General features: G+C 70.9%; 20 protein-coding genes. 9 read left to right on the plus strand and 11 right to left on the minus strand.

The genetic code is table 11. The features are described from left to right. Nucleotides 1-180 precede the first annotated feature (180 nt). A complete protein-coding gene (locus DP939_RS33205; RefSeq protein WP_113984795.1) occupies nucleotides 181-1,119 on the plus strand; it encodes an AraC-like ligand-binding domain-containing protein in 939 nt (312 codons plus the stop codon). A 13-nt stretch (nucleotides 1,120-1,132) separates the two neighbouring features. Here DP939_RS33205 and DP939_RS33210 read toward each other — a convergent pair whose 3' ends face one another. The 9 genes from DP939_RS33210 to DP939_RS33250 all read right to left on the minus strand — a co-directional run bounded on the left by DP939_RS33210 (nucleotide 1,133) and on the right by DP939_RS33250 (nucleotide 8,538). After that, on the minus strand, nucleotides 1,133-1,522 hold the full coding sequence (locus DP939_RS33210) for a nuclear transport factor 2 family protein (protein ID WP_113984796.1): 390 nt from the start codon (nucleotides 1,520-1,522) through the stop codon (nucleotides 1,133-1,135). A gap of 142 nt (nucleotides 1,523-1,664) precedes the next feature. Further along, a complete protein-coding gene (locus tag DP939_RS33215) occupies nucleotides 1,665-2,906 on the minus strand; it encodes a PP2C family protein-serine/threonine phosphatase (protein ID WP_113984797.1) in 1,242 nt (413 codons plus the stop codon). A 118-nt stretch (nucleotides 2,907-3,024) separates the two neighbouring features. Beyond that, entirely contained in the window at nucleotides 3,025-3,726 is a 702-nt protein-coding gene (locus DP939_RS33220; RefSeq protein ID WP_199565581.1) for an FkbM family methyltransferase, read from the minus strand. Nucleotides 3,727-3,768: 42 nt separating this feature from the next. Beyond that, nucleotides 3,769-4,464, minus strand: coding sequence for a response regulator (locus DP939_RS33225; protein WP_113984798.1), 696 nt, complete (start codon nucleotides 4,462-4,464; stop codon nucleotides 3,769-3,771). After that, entirely contained in the window at nucleotides 4,461-5,591 is a 1,131-nt protein-coding gene (locus DP939_RS33230; protein ID WP_113984799.1) for a sensor histidine kinase, read from the minus strand. The genes DP939_RS33225 and DP939_RS33230 overlap by 4 nt, the downstream gene beginning before the upstream one ends. A 151-nt stretch (nucleotides 5,592-5,742) precedes the next feature. Then, the gene (locus DP939_RS33235; RefSeq protein ID WP_113984800.1) at nucleotides 5,743-6,369 is read right to left on the minus strand and encodes an isochorismatase family protein; all 627 of its coding nucleotides are present in this window, start codon (nucleotides 6,367-6,369) and stop codon (nucleotides 5,743-5,745) included. Nucleotides 6,370-6,475: 106 nt separating this feature from the next. Then, nucleotides 6,476-7,621: an RNA polymerase sigma factor gene (locus DP939_RS33240; protein WP_113984870.1), complete on the minus strand. Its 1,146-nt coding sequence runs from the start codon at nucleotides 7,619-7,621 to the stop codon at nucleotides 6,476-6,478. Between the two features lie 5 nt (nucleotides 7,622-7,626). Next, on the minus strand, nucleotides 7,627-8,034 hold the full coding sequence (locus tag DP939_RS33245; protein ID WP_113984869.1) for a YciI family protein: 408 nt from the start codon (nucleotides 8,032-8,034) through the stop codon (nucleotides 7,627-7,629). A 120-nt stretch (nucleotides 8,035-8,154) separates the two neighbouring features. Then, nucleotides 8,155-8,538 (minus strand): hypothetical protein, encoded by a 384-nt coding sequence (locus DP939_RS33250; protein WP_147268237.1) that lies wholly within the window; start codon nucleotides 8,536-8,538, stop codon nucleotides 8,155-8,157. Nucleotides 8,539-9,020: 482 nt separating this feature from the next. Here DP939_RS33250 and DP939_RS33255 point away from each other — a divergent pair, with 482 nt between their 5' ends. From DP939_RS33255 to DP939_RS33275, 5 genes are all read left to right on the plus strand, one after another. Then, nucleotides 9,021-9,683, plus strand: a complete 663-nt coding sequence (locus DP939_RS33255; RefSeq protein WP_113984802.1) for a lysophospholipid acyltransferase family protein — start codon at nucleotides 9,021-9,023, stop codon at nucleotides 9,681-9,683. A 56-nt stretch (nucleotides 9,684-9,739) separates the two neighbouring features. After that, nucleotides 9,740-12,250 carry a cytochrome P450 gene (locus tag DP939_RS33260; protein ID WP_113984803.1) on the plus strand — a complete coding sequence of 837 codons (2,511 nt, stop codon included), beginning with the start codon at nucleotides 9,740-9,742 and terminating at the stop codon, nucleotides 12,248-12,250. A gap of 69 nt (nucleotides 12,251-12,319) precedes the next feature. Then, nucleotides 12,320-12,838: a MarR family winged helix-turn-helix transcriptional regulator gene (locus tag DP939_RS33265; RefSeq protein WP_113984804.1), complete on the plus strand. Its 519-nt coding sequence runs from the start codon at nucleotides 12,320-12,322 to the stop codon at nucleotides 12,836-12,838. 564 nt (nucleotides 12,839-13,402) lie between these two features. Next, on the plus strand, nucleotides 13,403-13,978 hold the full coding sequence (locus tag DP939_RS33270; RefSeq protein ID WP_113984805.1) for a dihydrofolate reductase family protein: 576 nt from the start codon (nucleotides 13,403-13,405) through the stop codon (nucleotides 13,976-13,978). A 365-nt stretch (nucleotides 13,979-14,343) separates the two neighbouring features. Beyond that, the gene (locus DP939_RS33275) at nucleotides 14,344-15,963 is read left to right on the plus strand and encodes a penicillin-binding transpeptidase domain-containing protein (protein WP_113984806.1); all 1,620 of its coding nucleotides are present in this window, start codon (nucleotides 14,344-14,346) and stop codon (nucleotides 15,961-15,963) included. Between the two features lie 929 nt (nucleotides 15,964-16,892). Here DP939_RS33275 and DP939_RS33285 read toward each other — a convergent pair. Further along, nucleotides 16,893-17,246: a DUF3040 domain-containing protein gene (locus tag DP939_RS33285; protein ID WP_113984808.1), complete on the minus strand. Its 354-nt coding sequence runs from the start codon at nucleotides 17,244-17,246 to the stop codon at nucleotides 16,893-16,895. Nucleotides 17,247-17,380: 134 nt separating this feature from the next. Between DP939_RS33285 and DP939_RS33290 the strand changes: the two genes are divergently transcribed. Together DP939_RS33290 and DP939_RS33295 are read left to right on the plus strand one after the other, a co-directional pair. Continuing rightward, entirely contained in the window at nucleotides 17,381-18,433 is a 1,053-nt protein-coding gene (locus DP939_RS33290) for an Rv2578c family radical SAM protein (RefSeq protein ID WP_113984809.1), read from the plus strand. Between the two features lie 83 nt (nucleotides 18,434-18,516). After that, a complete protein-coding gene (locus DP939_RS33295) occupies nucleotides 18,517-18,747 on the plus strand; it encodes a hypothetical protein (RefSeq protein WP_113984810.1) in 231 nt (76 codons plus the stop codon). Between the two features lie 115 nt (nucleotides 18,748-18,862). On the opposite strand, the gene DP939_RS33300 is transcribed toward DP939_RS33295, so the two are convergent. After that, on the minus strand, nucleotides 18,863-19,483 hold the full coding sequence (locus DP939_RS33300) for a TetR/AcrR family transcriptional regulator (protein ID WP_113984811.1): 621 nt from the start codon (nucleotides 19,481-19,483) through the stop codon (nucleotides 18,863-18,865). A gap of 77 nt (nucleotides 19,484-19,560) precedes the next feature. On the opposite strand from DP939_RS33300, the gene DP939_RS33305 reads away from it, so the two are divergent. Beyond that, entirely contained in the window at nucleotides 19,561-21,591 is a 2,031-nt protein-coding gene (locus tag DP939_RS33305) for a HelD family protein (protein WP_113984812.1), read from the plus strand. Nucleotides 21,592-21,686: the final 95 nt, after the last annotated feature.

Raw genomic sequence — 21,686 nt, forward strand, 5'->3', positions numbered from 1 at the left:
GGTCCGGCGTTCAGCCGCAAGAGGGCCGTCCGATTCGCCGGGAGGGCCGCCGTGACACCCCGCCGTTCTCGGACGCCGCAGATGGGTCCCCTTTTCGGACGCGATCGTATATGGTGACACGACCTGGCTTCGTGGCCTGCCCTTACAGCGCTGTGGAACCTTCTGGCAAGGAGGAGCAGGGTGACCTCAACCGCCAACGAACTCGCTGTCTCCGTCGCGTCGTCCTTCGAGGAATGGCAGGACCTCGTCTCCCGATCCTTCGTCTCGCTCGGGGTGACCCGGGACGGCTCCCGGCGGTTCCGCGGCGGCATTCGCAGCCGGGTGCTCACCGACGTGTCCCTGTGCGAGATCACCGCGTCGAGCCACACCGTCCGCCGTACCTCGACCCTGATCGGCCGGGACACCGCCGCGTTCTTCAAGCTGAGCCTGCAACTGTCCGGCACCGGGCTGCTGATCCAGGACGGCCGCGAGGCGGTCCTCTCCCCCGGCGACTTCGCGATCTACGACACGAGCCGGCCGTACACCCTCACGCACGACGACGACTTCCGCTCGCTCATCGTGATGTTCCCGCGCACGCTGCTCGACCTGCCGGTCGACGCCGTGGGCCGCCTGACCGCCGTACGGATGCCGGGCGACACCGGCCTCGGCCGGGTGATCAGCCCGTTCCTCGTCCATCTGGCCCAGAACCTCGACCAGTTCTCCGGCGCGACCGGGCTTCGCCTGGCGCACAACGCGCTGGACCTGGTGACGACGATGTTCGCCGACGAACTCGGCACCACCGGCCCGAACCACACGCTCGTCGACCGGATCCGCGACTACATCGACGCCAACCTCGGCGACCCGGACCTCTGCCCGGCCAAGGTGGCGGCGGCCCACTTCATCTCGACCCGGCACCTGCACAACCTGTTCCGGGCCGAACGCACGACGGTCGCCACCTGGATCCGGTCGCGGCGGCTGGAACGCTGCCGCCGCGACCTCCTCGATCCGCTGCACGGCCACCAGTCCGTCGCGGCGCTGGCGGCCCGCTGGGGCTTCCTGGACGCGGCGCACTTCAGCCGCATCTTCAAGGCGGCCTTCGGCGACTCGCCGAGCGCCTACCGGCAGCGCCGCGCGGCCTGAACGCCGGTGGGGGTCAGTCCGCCACCGCGGCGTTGAACGGCGCGTTGTCCACGACCTGCTCGAACCGCACCGCCTTGCCGTTCTCCAGCCACCAGAAGTGCACCATCCGGGTGCGGAACGCGCGGCCCGTGCCACGGTGCTCACCCGAGTAGTGGCCCAGCGCGATCACCTGGTCACCCGCGTCGAACAGGTCGTCGATCTCCACGGTGAAACCCTCGAACTGCTCGCCGATGGGCGCGAAGACGTTCGCCACGATCGCGTCAGGTCCCACGTAGGTGCCCGCGTAGAGCGAGCCCTCCGCCTCGGTCCAGCTGATGTCAGCCGCGAACGGGGCGAGCATGCCGTCCAGGTCGCCGCGCGCGGAGGCGGCGTAGTGGCCGGAGACGATATCGATGTTCTTCACGGTGTCACTCCGATCAAGCAGGCGGAACGCCGCCCGGCACGAACACCGGCACGGCGGCCCCCAACGTACCGGCCCGTCCCACGGTCCTCCATGTCTGTCTCTGCACGTCTGTTGACGTTCCGCGAAGCGAGGCGCGGGGTCCTCACGACAGAGCCCTCGGCACCAGCTCGCCGTGCCGTTCGGTACGCCACTCGACCAGCAGTACGGTGGCATCGTCCTGGAGGTGTCCCTCCTGGTGGTTCAGGATGGTCTGGATCAGGCGGCGCAGGGTCTCCGGCGCCGACAGCCCCGCGGCCTCGTGCCGGAGGATGTAGTCGATGAACCGGTCGATGCCGAACAGCTCGCCCGCCGGGCTCTGCGCCTCGATCACACCGTCGGTGTAGAACAGCAGCCGGTCGCCGGGCTGGAGCTGGTAGCCGTTCACCCCACCGGCCATGCCCAGCCGCAGGCCCATCGGCGGCTCGGCGGGCGGGGTCTCCAAGGTGGCCACATGCCGTCCGTCGCGCAGCACCAGCGGCGGGTGGTGTCCGCGGTTCACCCAGGTCAGGGCGCCGGTACGGGTGTCCAGGTCGGCCAGCAGCCCGGTGGCGAACCGGACGTCGGAGAAGTGGTAGTTGATCGCCTCGTCGATCGTCTCGCTGATGGCGGGCAGCGCCGCCCCCTGCAGCCGCGCGTTGCGGCAGGCGGCCATCGCGATGGTCGCGGTCAGCCCGGCGGAGATGTCGTGCCCCATCGAGTCGAAGATCGACAGATGCAGCCGGTCGCCGGAGATCCCGTAGTCGTAGGCGTCGCCGCCCACCTCGTACGCGGGTTCCAGGGCGGCGGCCACGACGACGTACTCGTTGGCGAAGGTGCCCGCGGGCATCAGGTTCCACAGCACCTCGGCCGACAGGCCCATCGGCCGCATCCGCACCAGCTCGGCGTAGGTGTCGCTGGTGTCCCGCTTGCTCACGACCAGGATGGCGATCAGCGACGCGACCCAGAAGGCCCGCCGCAGGTGGGCATCGTCGGCGACGGGCACGGTGAGACCGACCACTCCGACGCGCTCGGTGCCGTCGAGCATCGGCACCCACAGCCGCCGCCCGCCCGCCACGCCTCCGGGCGGCTCGCGCGGCGGCTCGACCTCGACGATGTCCGCCTCACGGAAGGCACGCCCCGCCGGCGTGACATCGATGCGGACCGGCACCAGGTCCATGTCCCGGTAGTCGACCTGCCCGGGGATCGGCACGAGGTACTGCTGCTGGAGGTCGGCGACGTAGAGCACCGGATCGAACAGCGCGGCGGACGCGCCGTACCCGGCGAGGAGCCGCGGCAGGTCCTCCAAGGTCGCCAGATGGCTCGCGGTGAGCAGGTCGCCCATCGCGGGCCCGGCACGTTCCGGCATCACACCCCCCGAGGTCCGTCGCACTCTGCGCCATGGCCGTGATGGTCCTCGTTATGCCCGCGTGTGGACCGAGAACGCGTGCCTTTACCCCTCTCTGGACCAGGATGTGCGGCGCACCTCAGGAAAGGCGGTCGCTGAACAGGTAGTTTCGCCTGCGGTCGGTGACCTCGTCCGTCTTGTGCCAGCGCCCGCGCCACCAGACGTACATGCGGTACCCCATCCCCAGCAACGGCTCCACCACATCGGCCGCGGCCCTCCCGTACTTGGCCAGATGACGCTCCTCGATCTCCAGCAGGAGGCCGGGCCGATGGCGCTCGATCGTGCGATTCCCGCCCCGTAGAACGGCCGACTCGAACCCTTCCACATCCACTTTCATGAAATTCACGAATGGCAGCCCGCGGGCCTCACAGATGTGGTCGACGCTGAATACGGGCACCTCCCGGCTTTTGCCGTCGCCGGGATTCTTCAGCCCCGTTTCAAGGTGGGCCCAGCCATGGTTGGGCAGTCCGAAACGGTACGGCAGGCGAAGTCTCTGCCGCCCGTTGGCGGGGCCGAGGGCGGCATTGGTGGTGGTCACATGGTGGGCCGCGGCGGCTCGGCGCGCGGATTCCAGGATCAGGTACGGGAGACGAAGCGGCTCGAAGCCGTGCACCTGACCGGTGGGCCCCACCAGGCGGGCCAGCGAAAACGTGTACATACCGTAGGCGGCACCGATGTCCAGGCAAATGTCACCGCGCCGCACGACCTGAGCCAGCCCGCGCAGTTCCGATTCCCGGGAAAGGGCACGAGCGACCGTTGCCGCCATCGACAGTCTGAGCATGCCGAGGACGATAGGAATGGAATGGGTCCCCGCGAATCCCGCTCAGGTGGGTGATCGTCTGCTCCGTCGTCCCTCTGCGGAGCGATTCCCGGCCACCACCAGGCCGCTCTCGTAGGCCAGTACCACCGCCTGGGCCCGGTCGCGGAGGTGGAGTTTGGCGAAGATCCGGCCCACATGGGATTTGACGGTCTCCTCGGCGATGGCCAGGTCGCGCGCGATGCCGGCGTTGGAGAGGCCGTCGGCGATCAGCCTGAGCACGTCGAGTTCGCGTGGGGTGAGCGCGTTCAGCCGCAGCGCCTCGCGTTCGTCGATCGGCCGCCTGCTCGCGAACGTCTCGATCAGCCGCCGCGTCACGGAGGGGGCCAGCAGCGCCTGCCCGGCGGCCACGACGCGGACCGCGTTGATCAGGTCGTCCGGGGGCGAGTCCTTCAGCAGGAAGCGGCTGGCCCCGGCGCGCAGGGCCGGGTACACGTACTCGTCGACGTCGAACGTCGTCAAGATCACCACGCTGGTGTCCGGCACTCCGGCCAGCACCCGGCGGGTGGCCTCAAGCCCGTCGAGACACGGCATCCGGACGTCCATGAGCACCACGTCGGGACGCGTCCGTTCGGCGATGGCCACGGCCTCGATGCCGTTGGCGGCCTCGCCCACGACGACGAGATCGGGCTGCGCCGACAGCAGGGCCGCGAATCCGGCCCGGACCATCGCCTGGTCGTCGGCGACCAGCACGGAGATCATCTGTCCCCCTCGGGCAGTACCGCACGCACCGCGTAGCGCCCGTCGGGGCGCACCCCGGCGGACAGTTCGCCGGAGAGCGCGGCCACCCGCTCGCGCATGCCCACCAGCCCGTACCCGGCCCCGGGGACCGAGCCCGGCCCCGGCTCGTTGACCACTTCGAGTACGAGGGCGCCGCCGTCCAGGCCGACCGTGACCACCGTCGGCGCTCCTCCGGCGTGCTTGACGACGTTGCTGAGGGCCTCCTGAACGATGCGGTAGGCCGCGTGCGACAGGGCGGCGGCCGGCTCCGCGGATCGCTCCGGCAGCTCCAGCCGGACGGGCGTACCGGCCCGGCGCGCGGACTCCACCAGCTCCTCCAGGGCCTCCAGCCCCGGCGATGCCGGAGGATCGTCCCGATCCCCCCGCAGGACGCCGAGGAGTTGCCGCAGCTCGGTCAGCGAGGCACGCGCGGCGGTGTTGATCTCGCGAAACTCCCGCAGCGCCTCCGCCGAGGCCCCCTCCTTGGCCCTGTTGGGGAACGTGGCCGCCTGTACCGCGATGACCGACATGTGGTGGGCCACCACATCGTGCAGTTCGCGGGCGATCCGCGCGCGCTCCTCCAGGATTCGCCGCCTGCCGTGCTCTTCGGCGATGCGCAGGGTGCTCAGCCGCCGCGTCCGGAAGCCGTACCCGATCAACGTCGCCGCCAGCAGGCCCAGGGCCCAGTTCGCCATCCCCTGCGCGACATACGGCCCTTCGGTCCCCACCCAGAGCGCGGCCGACGACCCCGCCCCCAGCGTGATCAGGAACGCCGCCGCCGTGACCCGCCGCGCGGACGTCACCGCCACGGTGAAGAGCACCAGTGACTGCACCACCATTTCCGGCAGAAACCAGGGCCGCCAGTAGTCGATGCCGACTACCGTCATCATGGTGAGCAGCGCCAGTGTCATCCACCATGCGGTCACCGGCCGGTACCAGCTCACCGCGACCGGCGCCGCGTACAAAGCGCCCATCGGCCATCCGGAAACGCCCACCTCGGTGACATAGGCGAACATCCATCCGATGAGCAGGCCGCTCAGGCCCGCGGTGATGAGGTACAGACGCCGCGGCAGCAGGGGCTTGTCCGGGTCGGCCGGGGAAGCGGGCATCCGAACATGATGAGCACTGCGCATGACACTCAGCATTTCTGCAACTCTAATGCGGCCGGGCGGTGTACGGCCGCGGCGTCGATGCGCCCGCGCGGTCAAGCGCGGCGGCCGGTGGTGAGGCGCCGGCCGCCACCTGGCGAGGCTGCCGGGCCTACTTGGCCGCGTACCTGCTGAGGTCGGTGAGGAGGCCGTTCTTGTGGCTCCACGGGCCCAGGTGCTCATGGATCATCTTGACGAAGCCCGTCGCCTCCTCGGTCCAGGAATGCTGCAGCTCCGCCGCGACGGCCAGCCACCCCATCGGGATCACCCCGGCCTGGATCAGCCGCAGCACGGCGGTGTCGTGACTCTCCCGGGTGGCGGCGGCCGAGGCGTCCACCACCAGGTAGACCTCATACCCGCGGTCCAGGGCGGTCAGGGCGGTCTGTGCGAGGCAGACGTCGGTCTGCAGGCCCGCCATGATCAGCCGCCGGCGTCCGGTCGCCTCGATCGCCGCGGCGAAGTCGTCATCGTAGAACGCGTCGTACCCCTCAGAGCGCGATATGACAGGGTGATCGCCCAAAACCACGGCCAGCTCCGGAAACAACGGGCCGGACGGCGCGTCGTCGTGCCCGTTCGTGACGACCAGCGGCAGGCCGAAGATCTTCGCGATCTTCGCCAGCGCGACCGTGCCGTTGATGTGCTCTTCGCGCGTGTGCGACCGGATCAGGTCGTAGAAACCGATCGCGTGGTCGATCAGGACGATGGCGCTATTGTCCGGGGCAAGCGGTACGCGTGCCATTATCTTCCCTCTTCCATTACGGAACTGCACCTGCGGGCGGTTCCCAGTGTGATGGAGAAAAAGGGTGCTTCGGCCGGACGTGCCGCTGGTGAGAGGTTCCGCCTTTCTAGGCACGCGGTCGGGCGTTGAGCCGGGCGGCCTGGCGGGTGAGGTGGTCGCGTTCGGGGAGGCTGGGCGCCGAGCGGGCGGCCTCGGCGTAGAGCCGTGCCGCGGTCGCCAGGTCGCCGGCCCGCTCGTGCAGGTAGGCCGTGACGGCGGTGTGGCGGGGCAGGGCGGGGTCGAGTCCGGCCAGGGCGGCGAGACCGGCCTGGGGGCCGTCGGCCTCGCCGACCGCGACGGCCCGGTTCAGGCGGGCCACCGGGCTGCCGGTGAGGCGGACCAGCTCGTCGTACCACTCGACGATCTGCACCCAGTCGGTCTCCCCGGCGGTCCGGGCGTCGGCGTGCAGCGCGGCGATGGCGGCCTGGGCCTGGTACTCGCCCAGGCGGTCGCGGGCAAGGGCCGCCTGAAGCACGCCGACGCCCTCGGCGATCAGGCCGGTGTCCCACAGGCCGCGGTCCTGCTCGGCGAGCGGCACGAGCCGGCCGTCCGGGCCGGTCCGTGCCGGACGTCGTGCGTGGTGCAGCAGCATGAGCGCCAGCAGGCCCGCGACCTCCTCATCGTCGATCTCGGCGGCGAGCCGGCGAGTGAGCCGAATCGCCTCCCCGGCGAGGTCCACATCACCGGAGTAGCCCTCGTTGAAGACCAGGTAGAGCACCCGCAACACCGTGGCGACGTCGCCCGGCCGGTCGAACCGCACCCCCGCCACGGTCCGCTTGGCCCGGCTGATCCGCTGCGCCATGGTCGCCTCGGGCACCAGGTACGCCTGGGCGATCTGGCGCGTGGTCAGGCCGCCGACCGCCCGCAGCGTGAGCGCGACGGCCGAAGCCGGCGTCAGGGACGGGTGCGCGCACAGGAAGTACATCTGCAGTGTGTCGTCCGTCGCCTCGCCCGGGCCGGGCGCGGGCTCGGCCTCGACGAGCTCTTCGCGCCGCCGCCGGGAGGCGTCGCCGCGGGCGGCGTCGAGGAACTTACGCCAGGCGACGGTGACCAGCCAGCCCTTGGGGTCGCGCGGCGGTTCGCCGGGCCACACGCGCAGCGCCTCGACCAGGGCGTCCTGGACGGCGTCCTCGGCCGCCGCGAAGTCGGCTCCGCGGCGGACGAGGATCGCGATCACCGTGGGGGTAAGGCTCCTCAGCAGGGCCTCGTCCACGTACGTCACTCCGTGATGGTCGAGGGCTCGGTCAGGAACGGGCGCACCTCCAGCCACTCGTGGATCGGCTTGCCGCCCGCCCCGGGGGCCGCGGACAGCTCGCCGGCCAGTTCCAGGGCCCGCTCGTAGCTGTCGACGTCGATCACCATCCAGCCGGCGATCAGGTCCTTGGTCTCGGCGAACGGGCCGTCGGTGACCGGCGGCCGCCCCTCGCCGTCGTAGCGGACGAACGTGCCCTCCGGGGAGAGCGCCTGCCCATCGACGAACTCGCCGGTACCCTCCAGCCGGTCGGCGAAGTCCTGCATGAACTGGATGTGGGCGGTGACCTCCTCGGGCGTCCACTGCTCCATCGGGACGTCGTTGACCGCTGCGGGCGCGCCCCGGTAGTGCTTGAGCAGCAGGTACTTGGCCATCATGTTCTCCTCAGTGCGTTACGGCCCATTGTGGCCGCGTTCGATGCTGGGACGAAGCCACCCCCTGGTTCTCGACATCGGCCCAGAAGATTTTTTGGCTGATTTTTCGCAGGCGCGCGATCAGGGCGTTCCGTCCGGCAGGATCGGCGACCGATGGTGCCGTGGTGAGACAGGGCACTCCCAGACCGCCACCCCGCCGGCCACTCCCGTGGCGAGGGGATGGGTGTGCCCGGGACATGGCGGGAAAGGCCGTCCCCAGTGGACCTCGCAGGCGTGGTCTTGCAGGTCCGAGGCGAGCCGGACCACCGTCTCGGGCCAGGGCCCGTGGGGGTCGCAGTAGGCGACGACCGCTTCGCGGGGGCGCGGGCCCACCGTCACGGTCATCGGCAGGGGCGATCCCGGTGTCCAGTCGATATCGAAGATCGTCCACGGCACCGGAAGGCCCAGACCGTCCAGGACGGCCTCAACCGCCAGGCGCACGGACTCGGGAGATACGGGCGTCATAGGGGGTCCTGTTCCTCGGAGGGGCGGGCCATGTTATGGATCGCATCCTGCCGCGTCGTGGGCGATCATGGCGCTACCAGGGGCGATGCGCGGCATCGCCGGGGACATAGGGAACACAGGGAACACGGTTACCCCCGAGGCACCGCCGTGTGGTTAACTCAAGAAGGCCGATGTGGTCTGTGTCCCCCGGGCCGCAAATTACCGCCTTCACGGAATACCGTTCGGCTGGAGCCGTGTTGTGCCTCTCGCCGAGGAGGCGACCGCCACATCGGCCTTCTAGGCGGAAAGGGCCCCGCGAGCACCGCTCGCGGGGCCCTTCGGCCGTCCGGGCGGCCTCCTCGGGCGGCCTCGGAGTGGCCTCGGCGGTCTCGGGAGTGGCCTCGGGCGGTCTCGGAGTGGCGGAGATGAGCCGCCTGCCGGGCGGCGTGGTCCGCCGTCCGCGTAGGGTTGACCGCGTCCGTCGCGCCGCACGAGGAGAATACGTGCTCTACCAGGTCACCAAGATCGTTAGCGCTCCCTTCCTGCATCTGCTCTGGCGCCCCGAGGTCAGCGGGGTGGCGCACGTACCACTCCGAGGACCGGCGATCCTGGCCTCCAACCACCTGTCCGTGCTCGACTCCACGTTCCTGCCGCTGATGCTGCCGCGGAAGGTCACCTTCCTCGCCAAGTCCGAGTACTTCACCGGCAACCCGATCACCGCCGCCTACATGCGGGCCACCGGCCAGATCAGCGTGGACCGGGAGAGCGCGGCCGACGCCCAGGCCGTCCTGGAGGCCGCCGTGCGGGTGCTGGAGGCGGGCGACCTGTTCGGCATCTACCCCGAGGGCACCCGCTCCCCTGACGGCCGCCTGTACCGCGGGAAGATCGGTGCGGCCTGGCTGGCCCTCAAAACCGGCGTCCCGGTCATTCCGGTGGCGATGACGGGCACCGAGAAGGTCCTGCCGCCCGGCGCGACGGTGCCCAGGCTCAGCAAGATCGGCATCAGCCTGGGCCCGCCGATGTCGTTCACCGGCGACCACCGGCACGCCCGGACCCGGCGTGAGGTGACCGACGAGGTGATGGCGGCCATCCAGAAGTTGTCCGGGCAGGAGTACGTGCCGTCCTACGCCAACAGCCACAAGGCCCGGCTGTCGGACGCGGCCTGAGCGGGCACGATGCCGGGCTTGACCTTGACGCGACGTCAACGTCTTAACTGACGAGCATGCGGATCGGAGAACTCGCCGCACTGCTCGGGGTGTCCACCCGGACGGTGCGTCATTACCACCATCAGGGCATACTGCCCGAACCACCCCGGCGGGCCAACGGCTACCGGGAGTACGGCCTGCGCGACGCGGTCACGCTGGCCCGCGTCCGCCGCCTCGTGGAGCTGGGCCTGAGCCTTCCCGAGGCGCGCGACGTCATCGCCGACGACCAGGCCAGGGACCTGCCGGAGATTCTGCGGGAGATCGACGCCGACCTGGCCGGGCAGGAGCGCGAGATCAAGGAGCGCCGGGCCCGGCTGGCCGTACTGCTGCGCCAGGCGGAGGAGGGGCTGGGCTCGGACGGCACCACCTCCCCCGAACTGCTCGCGCTGCTCGGCGAGATCAAGGCCCCGGCGTCGAAGTCGGCGGCCTGGGACCGCGACCTGCTGGTACTGGTGGACGCCATGGCCCAGCCGGGCGACCAGGAGAGCGTCGGCGCGATGTTCGCGGGCCTGGCCGCTGACCCGCGCCTGCGGGCGCACGGCCATGAGTTCTACCAGCGCCTGGACGAACTGGCCGAGGCCGGACCGGACGACCCCAGGATCGCCCCACTGGCCGGCGCGATGGCACGGTACATCGGTGCCCACATGCCGCCGGAGGACATCCGCGCGGCGGGCGGCTGGGACACACGAGCCGTCGAGCCGTTCCTCGACGACCTCTCCCCCGCCCAGGCCGAGGTCGTACGCCGAACCGTCACCCTACTCGCCACCAGCCACCCCGCCACCCCCGACCAGCCCGCCCCAGCAGCCGACACCGACCGATCCGGGCACCCTGATAACGCCGCAAGCCCCGGCCCAGCGGACAACGCCCAACAGTCTGGGCAGGCGGACGACACCAAACCGCCCCGAAGGACCAATGACACCGAACGCGCCCTGCAGACGGACAACGCCGAACGGCCTGGCTCGGCCAATGACAGCGAACGCCCCGAGCAGGTGGACGACACCAAGCTGCCTGGACACACCGATGACACCGACCCGTCCGCCTCGGCTGACGACGCCGCACGCCCCGGCCCAGCGGACAACGCCCAACGGCCCGGGCAAGCGGGCGACACTGAACAGCCCGGGCAGCCCGATAACGCCGAACGGCCCGGTCCAGTGGACGACACCAAACCGCCCCGGCGGACCGATGACACCGACCGGTCCAGCTCGGCAAGCGACGCCGAACGATCCGGGCAGGTGGACAACACCGATCAGCCCCGACAGCCGGGCGACACCGAACGGCCCCAACGGACCGATGACACCGAATCGCCTGGTTCGGCCGATGACGCCGGACGGTCCGGGCGGGCGGGCTGTCCGGTACTGCCGTTCGAGCGGCCGGATCCGCTGCTTCCGCCGCCGGACTATGCGCGGCTGCGCGCGGACGCCCCCGTCGCCCGTGCGCTCGCCCCGGACGGCCGTGCGGCCTGGCTGGTCACCTCCTACGATGCGGTGGCGCAGGTCCTGACCGATGACCGTTTCGGGCTCGCGCCGCCCGGTGTGCCCAGTACCGGTGGCGACACACTCTTCCAGGACGGCCCCGCGCACCTACGGCTGCGCCGCCTGGTGTCCAAGGCGTTCAGCCCCCGTGCGCTGACCGGGCTGCGCCCCCGGGCCGAGCAGGTGGCCGCCGAGCGGGTCGCGGTACTGGCCTCGGCCGGGCCGCCCGCAGACCTGGTCGCCGACCTGGCCACCCCGCTGTCCATCACCATGATCGGCGAGGTGCTGGGCATCGCGCTCGGCGAGCGCGAGCGCTTCCAGCGGCTGGCCGACGCCGCCGCCTCGGTGGACTTCCTGTTCGCCGGCGATGACGACGACGCTCAGCAGGCCATCGCCGCCGCCGCCCGCGCCTGGGAGGCGCTGGGCGGGTACGCCGCCGAACTGATCGCCGCCAAGCGGGAACACCCGGGCGACGACCTGCTCAGCTCCTTGATCGCCGTACGCGACGGCTACGACGGACGCCTGTCCGACAGCGAGCTGATCGCCATGGTCACCACCCTGGTCGGCGCCGGGTACATGTCGGCGCGCAACGCCATCGCCACGGGCGTCCTGCGCCTGCTGCGCGGCGGGGAGAGGCCGCTCACCGCCGTGGCCGCCGCCGGGCAGGTGGACGCCACGGTCGAGGAACTGCTGCGCCTGCAGTCCGGGCAGACCGGGGAACCCTTCCCCCGGTACGCCCAGACCGACCTGAACGTGGCCGGTGCCGCGATCAGCGCGGGCGATCTCGTACTGGTCCGCCTGGAGGCGGCCAACCGCGACCCGGCACGCTTCGCCGCACCCGACCGGTTCGAGCCTGGCCGCGGCCAGTCGCTGGCGTTCGGGCACGGCCCGCACTACTGCCTGGGCGCGCCCCTGGCCCGTGTGGAGATCGCCGCCGCCCTGACCGCGCTGGCAGAGGGCCTGCCGGACCTGCGCCTGGCCGTACCGGCGGAGCAGATCGAGTGGGCCGGCAACGCCACCGACTCCGGCCCCGCCCGCCTGCCCGTCACCTGGTAGAAGGCCCGCTGTGCCCGCGAGGAGGTAGTACGACCACTAACTATCTCCTCACAAACTAGAATCAGGGCCATGAGCGAACAGGCGGCCGACGGGCCCACGGACGCGATCGACCTGATTCTTCACCAATGGGCGCGAGAGCGTCCGGATCTGGATCTTTCGCCCATGGCCCTGCTCGGCCGCCTGGGGCTGCTCACCAGGGCGATGGAACGGGAACTGGACGAGCTCTTCGGCCGGTACGGCCTCGCACGCGCCGACTTCGACGTACTCGCCGCGCTGCGGCGGAGCGGCCCGCCGTACGCGCTGATCCCCTCGGAGCTGTCGGCGGCACTGATGATGTCACGGGCGGGCATGACCAGCCGGCTGGACCGCCTGGAGCGCGCCGGACTGGTCGAACGCAACCTCGATCCGGCCGACCGGCGCAGCTTCCGGGTGACGCTGACCTCGACGGGCCTCACCCGCATCGACACCGTGCTCACCGAACACGCCGCCGCCCTGCGGCACCTGGTCCGCGGCCTTACCTCGGAGGACTCCGCGACGCTGACCCGGATCCTGCGGACCATGCTGGCGGCCATCACGGAAAGTCGTTAACGGACATGTCACCAGCCGCCAAATGCGGTCGGCCCCTAAGCTGACCTGCTGTCCTGCCCTGCGGCTTCGGGCGGATCACCCGATAGGAAGCGGCCAGGGCTCGGAGGTACGGGCCGGGATGAGGGCGAGGGTGCACGCCCGCTCGAAACCGCGTCGATGCGTTCCCACCGTGCCATGGCAGCGTCCTCGGTCCGGGCCAGGCAGGCGGCGGCCCAGGCCCAGCAACCCGGCGGGGCGGCGAGCTCGGCTCCCGCGACCCGTGCGTGGCCGCCCACGACGTTCGGCGAACGCCCGCTCACCAGGACCTCGGGGCAGCCCACTCGCATAACATCGCCAAGCGCCCCGAGCCCGGCACCGCTGAGTAGACCGACCTCGACCGGTGGCTCGTGGCTCATCCGGGAGATCCCGGACGTGGCGGCCGGGCGATCCCGCCCGATCAGTTGCGTCCGCCCGCGTCATACCGCTTCTGCCGGGCGCGCGTCCTGCGCGCCGCACGGACGGCATCAGGTGGCCGGTGGTGGCAAGACAAGAGCGTCGATTCCCTCAGAACACCTTGGAGAGGTCATGAGCACGGTGATGCACAATGTCGTGTCGGTGGACGGCTTCATCGCCGACGCCGACGATCAGGTCGGCCCGCTGTTCGACTGGTACTCCAACGGTGACGTCGAACTCGTCGAAGGCGGCTCGCTCAAGGTTTCGCGGGCCTCGGCCGCGTACGTCAAGCCGACGTGGGCGAGCATCGGGGCGATGGTGATCGGGCGTCACCTGTTCGACATCACCAACGGCTGGGAGGGCAGGCCCCCGACGGGCGACCACGTGGTCGTGGTGTCACACCGGCCCAAGCCCGCCGGGTGGCACCCCGAGGCGTCGTACCACTTCGTCGACGATGTGGCACAGGCGATCGCGAAGGCCGAAGAACTCGCCGGGGAGCGTGTCGTCGCCGTGGCGGCAGGCGAGGTCGGCGGGCAGGCGTTCGCCCTCGGCCTGGTGGACGAGGTGGCGATGGACGTCGTGCCGGTGGTCTTCGGCTCAGGCAAGCGGTACTTCGGGCCGGTCGACGCCCAGCATCTGCTTGAGGATCCGCACGTGGTGATCCAGGGCGACCGGGTACTCCACCTGCGCTATCGAGTCCGCCGTTAGGCCCCGTCCGGCGACCGCCCGCCCAAGGCGTTCCGATCCAGGCCGTCCTGCCACCGAACGGCCAATGGCACACAGAATCTGACGTGGGAAGCCGAGTTCCCAATTCAGAGCAGTTCGGCGGTTGGTGACACGTCCGATTACGACCCGCCGACGGATGCGGCTTTTGTCGGTTCATCTGAAAACTTCGGAGCCGAAATCGCCGGACCGCGCGGGCCGCCGGAGTCTACACTTTGATCATCCGCGCCAGGGGCAGGCTCGGGACCTCCACCACGCCCCTGGCCACGATCAACGCGTTCAGGCCATCCGGGTCTCCTCCGCATCGCGTCCCGGATCGCCGGGATCGCCGATCACCTGGGGAGTGCGCCGTGCCGCGTCGCCGTACGATCGTGATCGTCTCCGTCACCGCCGTGCTGCTCGCGGGCGCCGCCGCCGGTGGCGGCTACTACCTGCTGCGCACGCAGGGCAGCCCGGCCGAGACCGCGCAGCGGTTCGCCCAGGCGTGGCAGCGCGGCGACCTGACCGCGATGCGCGCCGAACTGGCCGTGCCGGTGCCGGGGTTCAGCCTGGCCTATGACCACCTGGGGAGGTCCCTGGGCATCCGGTCCACCACGGTGAAGGTGACCGGGGTGAGCGAGGGCGAGGACGCGGCCACGGCCAGGTACTCCGCGGCGCACACCCTCCAGGCGGGCGGGCGGTGGGCCTACGACGGGTCGCTGCGGCTTGTGGTCAAGGACCGCCGCTGGAAGGTCCAGTGGACGCACGCGGCCGTACATCCCGACCTCACGCCGACCACGAAGCCGACGCTGCGCTCACGCTGGCCCGCCAGGGGCGCGCTGACCGCCGCCGACGGCGAGCGCATCGACGACGGCGACGACGGCGGGTCGATCCAGCAGCTCACCGGCGCACTTGCCCCGGCGGACGCCAAGGATCTGGCCGGCCTCGGCGAGGGCTACAAGGTCGGTGACCCGATCGGCAAGGGCGGCCTGCAGGCCACGTTCCAGCGTCGGCTGGCCGGAGTACCGGCCACCGAGATCACGCTGGTGGACGCCGGAGGCCGGTCGGTCAAGACGCTGGGCGTACTCCCCGGCAAGGACGGCGAATCGGTGCGCACCACGCTGGATCTGACGGTGCAGCGGGCCGCCGTCACCGCGATCCGGGAGGTGAAGAAGCCCGCCGCGATCGTCGCGGTGCGCCCGTCCACCGGCGAAATCCTCGCGGTGGTCAACAACGGCTCGTTCAACCGCGCGCTGGACGGCGCCTACGCGCCCGGCTCCACCTTCAAGGTGGTCACCGCGATCGGGCTGCTCGCGGCCGGGATCACTCCGGCCGAACAGGTCACCTGCCCCGAGAACGTGACGATCGGGGGCCGCGAGTGGCGTAACTCCGAGCACGCCGACTTCGGCTCGCTGTCCTTCTCGGACGCCTTCGCCTACTCCTGCAACACGACCTTCGCGCCGCTCGCGGTCGAACGCCTGGGGGCGGACAAGCTGCTGGAGGTGGCCGCGTCGGTGGGGTTCAACCAGCCGCTGGACATCGGGGTCCCGGCCTCGCGGGCGAACATCCCGCCACCGGCGGACCAGGCCGACCTGGCCGCCGAGTCGTTCGGTCAAGGCAAGATCATCGCCAGCCCACTGGTGATGGCCTCGGTCGCCGCCGCCGTGGCCGACGGCACCTGGCGCCCGCCCACCCTGGTCGCCGACACGGAACACAAGACCGCCCCGAGGCCATTGCCCCAGGGTGTCGCCGGGCCGCTGCGGCAGATGATGCGCGCGGTGGTCACCAAGGGCACGGCCAAGGACGCCGGGCTGCCCTCGGGGACGTACGGCAAGACCGGCACCGCCGAGGTCGGCAACGCACCGGACACCAACGCCTGGTTCATCGGCTTCCGCGGCGACGTGGCCGTTTCGGTGGTCGTCGAGGGCGGCGGCGGAGGCGGCAAAGTCGCAGCCCCGGTAGCCGCCCGCTTCCTCCGCGCCCTCCCCTGACCCCGCCACCAGCACAAGGAGCCGCGCCCCGCAGTCCGAGTGGCCTGCACGATGCCCCGCTACGACCGCTCCCCTTCACACCACCCGGGGCGACACCATCAGCGGCCCGTTCCGACGGCCCACTATGAGGCGCCCATCCCAAGCACCCAGCCCATAGCAGGCCACCCAGCGGCCTATTCGGGTGTAATCCCCCTAAAAGGCCAGGCCAGGGCGTTAAGCACCTGCTCAACGCGCGGCCCATAAGCGAGCCCCTTCAATTCGCGGCCGACAACGAGCTACCCGGCGGCATGTTGAGGCGCCCATCTTCGAATGCCCGGCAACAGCGGACCACCCCAGAGCCCCTTTCAGACGTACATCTCCGCAACGCCCTGGACCACGGGCCAGGCCAGGAACCCTTGAGACACCTGCCCCAACGCGCCGCCGATAGCCAACGGGCTCAACAGTCTGTTCGGCGGAGATCCCTGGACAGCAAGGCCCCGCCAGTACCCCGTCAAGGACCTACTCCAACGCGCGGCCGACGACGAGCTGTCCAGCGGCATTGTGAGCGCCCATCTCGAATACGCGGCAAGCGGGCTACCCCGGGGCCTTATAGGCGTAAATCCCGGGACCCTGGCGACACACGGCCAATCGTCGATGGGCCGGGCAGCCTGTTGACGAGCATCCCCGTGGCACCCTGGATGGCAAGCACGCGCCCGACAACCGGCCGGGCAGTGGCATGGTGGTGTCCCCATCCCGAATGAGGCGTACACCCCCCGCAACACCCTGGATGGCGAACCAGACCGCCCATTCCAGCGCGCGACCCATCGCAGACCGCCCAGCGGACTTCTGCGGGGAAACTCAGTGTGGCGTCCCTCGGCAGCAGGCCCACCACCGTCCTCCGGGGATGGAGAGACCCATGGCGCGCCACGTTGCAAGGTTTGGAGCGTGGCTCAGCGGGCGGAGAGCATCTTTTTGGGGAGTGCGGCGGGGAGGGCCGGGAGGGTGGCCGTTGTGCGGCCGGCCTTCGGGCCGAAGCCGAGTGCGCTCGCGGCCTCGTTGCGCAGCACCATGATCAGCAGGGTGGCGACGAGGGTCGCGATCAGGACCCAGCTCACCGCGATGATGACCGTCGAGCGTCGTGGCCTGCGGGATCGGCCCTGCTCGCCGCGCCTGCGGCCGCCGCCCTCTCTGCGGCGCACGCGCTCGTTGAACGACTCAAGACGGGCGGCCAGCCGGGGATCATCGTCGACGAGGTGACGCTCGATCTGGGCCAGCATCCGTTCCTCGTCCTGCGACCAGGCCATGCCGCACCTCCCGCATCGCAAGGCATGTGCCGATTTCTTGCCCATCATGAAGATCATTAGCCATTTCAAGAGCAGGTAATTAACGTGTCTTCGCATTTGCGATCTTGCTCGAACGCCTGTTCTAATCAGGGAGTATGCGCTGGGACAACCTGCGACTGACCGATGTCGGCGAGCCCGACACGGCCACGCCGCTCTTCGCTCGCAAAGCCGTCACGCGGACCTTCGACACCCCCGGGTTCCGTGGCGTCACCTTCTATGAGATCCACGCGCGCTCCATCATCAACCGCGTTCCCGGCGCCTCCCGCGTCCCCTTCCAGTGGACGATCAACCCCTACCGCGGCTGCACCCACGCGTGCAATTACTGCTTCGCCCGCAACACCCACACCTACCTGGACCTCGACGCGGGCCGTGATTTCGACTCCAAGATCGTGGTGAAGGTCAACGCGCCCGAGCTGGTCCGCAGGGAGCTGGCCGCGCCGCGCTGGCGGGGCGCGCACATCGCGATGGGCACCAACGTCGACTGTTACCAGCGCGCCGAGGGCCGCTACCGGCTGATGCGCGGCATCCTGGCCGCGCTGCGCGACGCCGCCAATCCCTTCTCGATCCTCACCAAGGGGTCGCTGATCCTGCGCGACCTCGATCTGCTGACCGAGGCCGCCGAGGTCACCGACGTGGGCACGGCCGTGTCGGCCGGGTTCATCGGCGATGACGACGCCGAGGCGGCGGCGCTGTGGCGTTCGGTCGAGCCCGGTACGCCGAGTCCCGGCAAGCGGCTGGAGGTCTGCGCGACGCTGACCGGGCACGGCCTGCCGTGCTCGGTGCTGATGGCGCCGATCCTGCCCTACCTGACCGACTCCCCCAAGGCGCTGGACTGCGCGGTACGCCGGATCGCCGCCGCGGGGGCGACCGGCATCACGCCGATCGTGCTGCACCTGCGCCCGGGGGCGCGCGAGTGGTTCATGTCCTGGCTGGCCCGCGAGCACCCCCGCCTGGTGCCCCGCTACCTGGAGTTGTACGGCAGAGGCGCCTACGCCCCCAAGTCCTACCAGCAGCGCATCACCGATCAGGTACGCGAGCTGGCCGAGCGCCACGGCGTCGGCCGGTCCGGCCCGGCCGCGGCGCGCAGGATCCGTAGCCGGCCTCAGCCCCCCGCGGTCGAGACGGGCGAGCAGCTCACCCTTATGTAGCACTATGTAGTGAATCGCTCACGAAGGGGTAGTACTCGCGGTGATACCCCATATGGGGATATCGCAGGACAAGAGGGGGGATCATGGGGGACAGCACCCAGAAGAAGTCGATCAAGTCGTCCGCGAAGGCCAAGAAGGCCGCGCTCAAGGCGAATCGCAACGCCAAGCAGGCCAAGAAGCAGTCCAAACGCCCGGCGGCCGACACCGCCGTCGCCGCCGCTGCCGACCGCGCCATCGACCGCGTGACGGACCGCCTGCCCAACCGCACGACAGACCGCGTGGCGGACCCCGTGATCGACGGCGCTCCCGAGTAAACCCCGCCACACCCTGCGGCGGTCGGCCGCCGCAGGGGCCACCCTCCCCCGCACGGCCCCCTCCATCGTCACCTCCGGCCCGTCGCCCACCCGCCGATCCCGCCGTCCCCTGGGTTCATCCGATGGGAATGCCGGAGCGCAGTTGGGCGTAGGCGAGTTCGGCCGCCTCGACCGCGGCCGGGTAGGCGTCGTCGGCCGATTCTCCGGCGATCAGGCGACGCCAGTTGTCGCCCGCCAGGACCCGCTGGACGGCGAGGATCTGGGCGGCGGCGAGCCTGGCGGGAAGCCCGGCCGGGGCGCGTCCGTCGTCGAGTTCGACGGCCAGGGCGTCCTCGTCCTCGGCCGACTGCCGCATCAGCCGGGCGGCCAGGCCCGGCGTCTGGAACACCATGCCGTGGTAGGCCAGCACCTCCGGCGTGTCGTTGAACCCGGTCACCGGATCACGCCGAGCCAGGCCGTCCAGGAAGGCGCGGCGCAGCGCGGCCAGCGGCTCCTCCCCCGGCGCGCGGCCACGGACGATCCGGGCCGCCTCCCCCTTGTGGTCGGCGATCCGGTGCAGGACCAGGTCTTCCTTCGTCGCGAAGTACTTGAACAGCGTCGGCTTGGAGACCTCCGCCGCCGCGGCCACCTCCGCGACCGACACCTCGTCGAAGCCGCGCTCCAGGAACAGGGCGATCGCCGCCGCCGAGATGGCGTCGTGGATCCGCCGCTTCTTCAGTTCCCGCAGTCCGGTCATGCGGCCACCCTAGTCATGCGGCAACCTCAACAAAGGGCAACTCGGTTAAACTCTTAACCGAGTTAAGAGGAGGTTGCATGAACGAGCTCGACGCCGAGCGCGCCTACGTCGAACGTTGCCGGGAGGCCGTACGCCGGATGCTCGACGGCGCCCGGCACAACGTCATCGTCGGCGAGACCGTGGCCGGTGACCGCTACAGCGCCGAACGACTGGGGCATCATCTCAAGAGCCTGGCCAAGGAGCTGAGCGAGGAGCCGGACGGCCCGCCGTTCTTCGGCCGCCTGGACTACGGCGCGGACGCGGGCGACCACGCCGCACGCAAGTACTACATCGGCAGGCGCCACCTCAGCGGCGAGACCGGCGAGCCGCCCGTGGTGATCGACTGGCGCGCGCCCGTCGCCAGGGCCTTCTACCGCGCCAGCGCCCGCGAGCCCGGCGGCGTCGCGGTGCGCCGCCGCTTCGGCTGGTCCACCGACTCGGCCGAACTGACCGGCTACGAGGACGAACGCCTCGACCGCGGCGAGGAGCGCGACGCCGCGGCCAGCCGCATCGTCACCGCCGAGATCGAGCGCCCGCGCGTGGGCCCGATGCGCGACATCGTCGCCACCATCCAGCCCGAACAGGACGAGCTGGTCCGCGCCCCGATCTCCGGCTCGATCTGCGTCCAGGGCGCGCCCGGCACCGGCAAGACCGCCGTCGGCCTGCACCGCGCGGCCTACCTGCTGTACGCGCACCGGCAGCGGCTGCGCAACGGCGGTGTGCTGGTCCTGGGCCCGAACCAGGCGTTCCTCGGCTACATCTCCCAGGTGCTGCCCGCGCTCGGCGAGGTGGACGTCGAACAGACCACCGTCGGACGGCTGCTGCGGCACCGGGGCGAGATCCGCGCCCACGACGGCGAGGACGCGGCGGTCGTCAAGCACGACGCCCGGATGGCGAAGGTGCTGCGCCGGGCGCTGTACGCCAGGGTCGGCAAGCCGTCCGGCACCCTGGCCGTGCCCGACGGCTCCTACCGGTGGCGGATCGACGAGTACGACCTGCGGCGCGTGGTGGACGACACCCGCCGCGAGGCGGTGCCGTACCTGGTGGGACGCGAGCGGGTGATCTCCCGGCTGGTGTCGCTGCTCCAGCAGCGGGCCGAGTCGCGGGGGCAGACGCCGAACGCCGCCTGGGTCAAGCGGATGCGCCGCTCGATCATCGGGTTCGCCGACGAGGTCTGGCCCGCCGTACGCGCCGAGGAGGTGGTCGCCGAAGTGCTCACCGACGCCGACGCGCTGGCCCGGGCGGCGGACGGCACGCTGACCCCCGGCGAGCAGAAGGCCATCTTGTGGACCCGCCCGCCGCGCGGCCACAAGAGCGCCCGCTGGTCGGAGGCCGACATCGTCCTGCTCGACGAGGTGGCCGGGCTGCTGGAACGCGAGCAGGGCTACGGGCACGTGATCGTGGACGAGGCCCAGGACCTGTCCCAGATGCAGTGCCGGGCCATCGCCAGGCGCAGCGAGCACGGCTCGATCACCGTGCTCGGCGACCTCGCGCAGGCCACCACGCCGTGGGCGGCGCGGCGCTGGCCCGACGCGTTGACCCACCTGGGCAAGCCGGAGGCCGCCGTGATCGCCCTGACCACCGGGTTCCGCGTGCCCGCCGCCGTGGTGGCGCTGGCCAACCGGCTGCTCGCCACGCTGGACGCCGACGTGCCGCAGACCCGCTCGCTGCGTTCGGACGGCATGCTGCGCGTCCGCCGGGTGCCGGACCTCGCGGAAGCGGTCGTGGCGGCGGTGCGCGACGCGCGACGCCATGAGGGCTCCATCGGCGTGATCGCCGCCGACGTCGTACCACTGGTGGAGCGGCTGCGGGCCGAGGGCATCGAGGTCGCCACCCTGGACGGTGCGGACGGCACCGCAGGCGCGCAGGTCACCGCCGTACCCGCGACCCTGGTCAAGGGCTTCGAATACGACCACGTGATCCTCGCCGAGCCCGCCGCCGTCGCCGAGGCCGAGACCCGCGGCGGCAACCGCCTCTACGTCGCCCTCACCCGCGCGGTGTCCCGGCTGGACGTACTGCACACCCGGCCGCTCCCGGCCGCCCTGGACGACCACGGCTCCCCGATGTGAAGGCCCCGCCCGTCGAGCGGCCCAAAACGAACGATCGGGATATACGCCCGCAAAGCCGCCCGGCGCGGGGGCGAGACCCCGGATTCCCGTCCATC

It is taken from the genome of Spongiactinospora rosea (assembly GCF_003315795.1).
Lineage (GTDB): Bacteria > Actinomycetota > Actinomycetes > Streptosporangiales > Streptosporangiaceae > Spongiactinospora > Spongiactinospora rosea.

What these genes read in the sequence shown, in the direction of transcription:
- DP939_RS33250 (WP_147268237.1), bottom strand. Translation starts at nt 8,538, where the DNA reads ATGACGCCCGTATCTCCCGAGTCCGTGCGCCTGGCGGTTGAGGCCGTC.
- DP939_RS33265 (WP_113984804.1), top strand. Translation starts at nt 12,320, where the DNA reads ATGAGCGAACAGGCGGCCGACGGGCCCACGGACGCGATCGACCTGATT.
- DP939_RS33245 (WP_113984869.1), bottom strand. Translation starts at nt 8,034, where the DNA reads ATGGCCAAGTACCTGCTGCTCAAGCACTACCGGGGCGCGCCCGCAGCG.
- DP939_RS33215 (WP_113984797.1), bottom strand. Translation starts at nt 2,906, where the DNA reads ATGCCGGAACGTGCCGGGCCCGCGATGGGCGACCTGCTCACCGCGAGC.
- DP939_RS33270 (WP_113984805.1), top strand. Translation starts at nt 13,403, where the DNA reads ATGAGCACGGTGATGCACAATGTCGTGTCGGTGGACGGCTTCATCGCC.
- DP939_RS33260 (WP_113984803.1), top strand. Translation starts at nt 9,740, where the DNA reads ATGCGGATCGGAGAACTCGCCGCACTGCTCGGGGTGTCCACCCGGACG.
- DP939_RS33295 (WP_113984810.1), top strand. Translation starts at nt 18,517, where the DNA reads ATGGGGGACAGCACCCAGAAGAAGTCGATCAAGTCGTCCGCGAAGGCC.
- DP939_RS33290 (WP_113984809.1), top strand. Translation starts at nt 17,381, where the DNA reads ATGCGCTGGGACAACCTGCGACTGACCGATGTCGGCGAGCCCGACACG.
- DP939_RS33230 (WP_113984799.1), bottom strand. Translation starts at nt 5,591, where the DNA reads ATGCCCGCTTCCCCGGCCGACCCGGACAAGCCCCTGCTGCCGCGGCGT.
- DP939_RS33305 (WP_113984812.1), top strand. Translation starts at nt 19,561, where the DNA reads ATGAACGAGCTCGACGCCGAGCGCGCCTACGTCGAACGTTGCCGGGAG.
- DP939_RS33285 (WP_113984808.1), bottom strand. Translation starts at nt 17,246, where the DNA reads ATGGCCTGGTCGCAGGACGAGGAACGGATGCTGGCCCAGATCGAGCGT.
- DP939_RS33300 (WP_113984811.1), bottom strand. Translation starts at nt 19,483, where the DNA reads ATGACCGGACTGCGGGAACTGAAGAAGCGGCGGATCCACGACGCCATC.
- DP939_RS33235 (WP_113984800.1), bottom strand. Translation starts at nt 6,369, where the DNA reads ATGGCACGCGTACCGCTTGCCCCGGACAATAGCGCCATCGTCCTGATC.
- DP939_RS33225 (WP_113984798.1), bottom strand. Translation starts at nt 4,464, where the DNA reads ATGATCTCCGTGCTGGTCGCCGACGACCAGGCGATGGTCCGGGCCGGA.
- DP939_RS33220 (WP_199565581.1), bottom strand. Translation starts at nt 3,726, where the DNA reads ATGCTCAGACTGTCGATGGCGGCAACGGTCGCTCGTGCCCTTTCCCGG.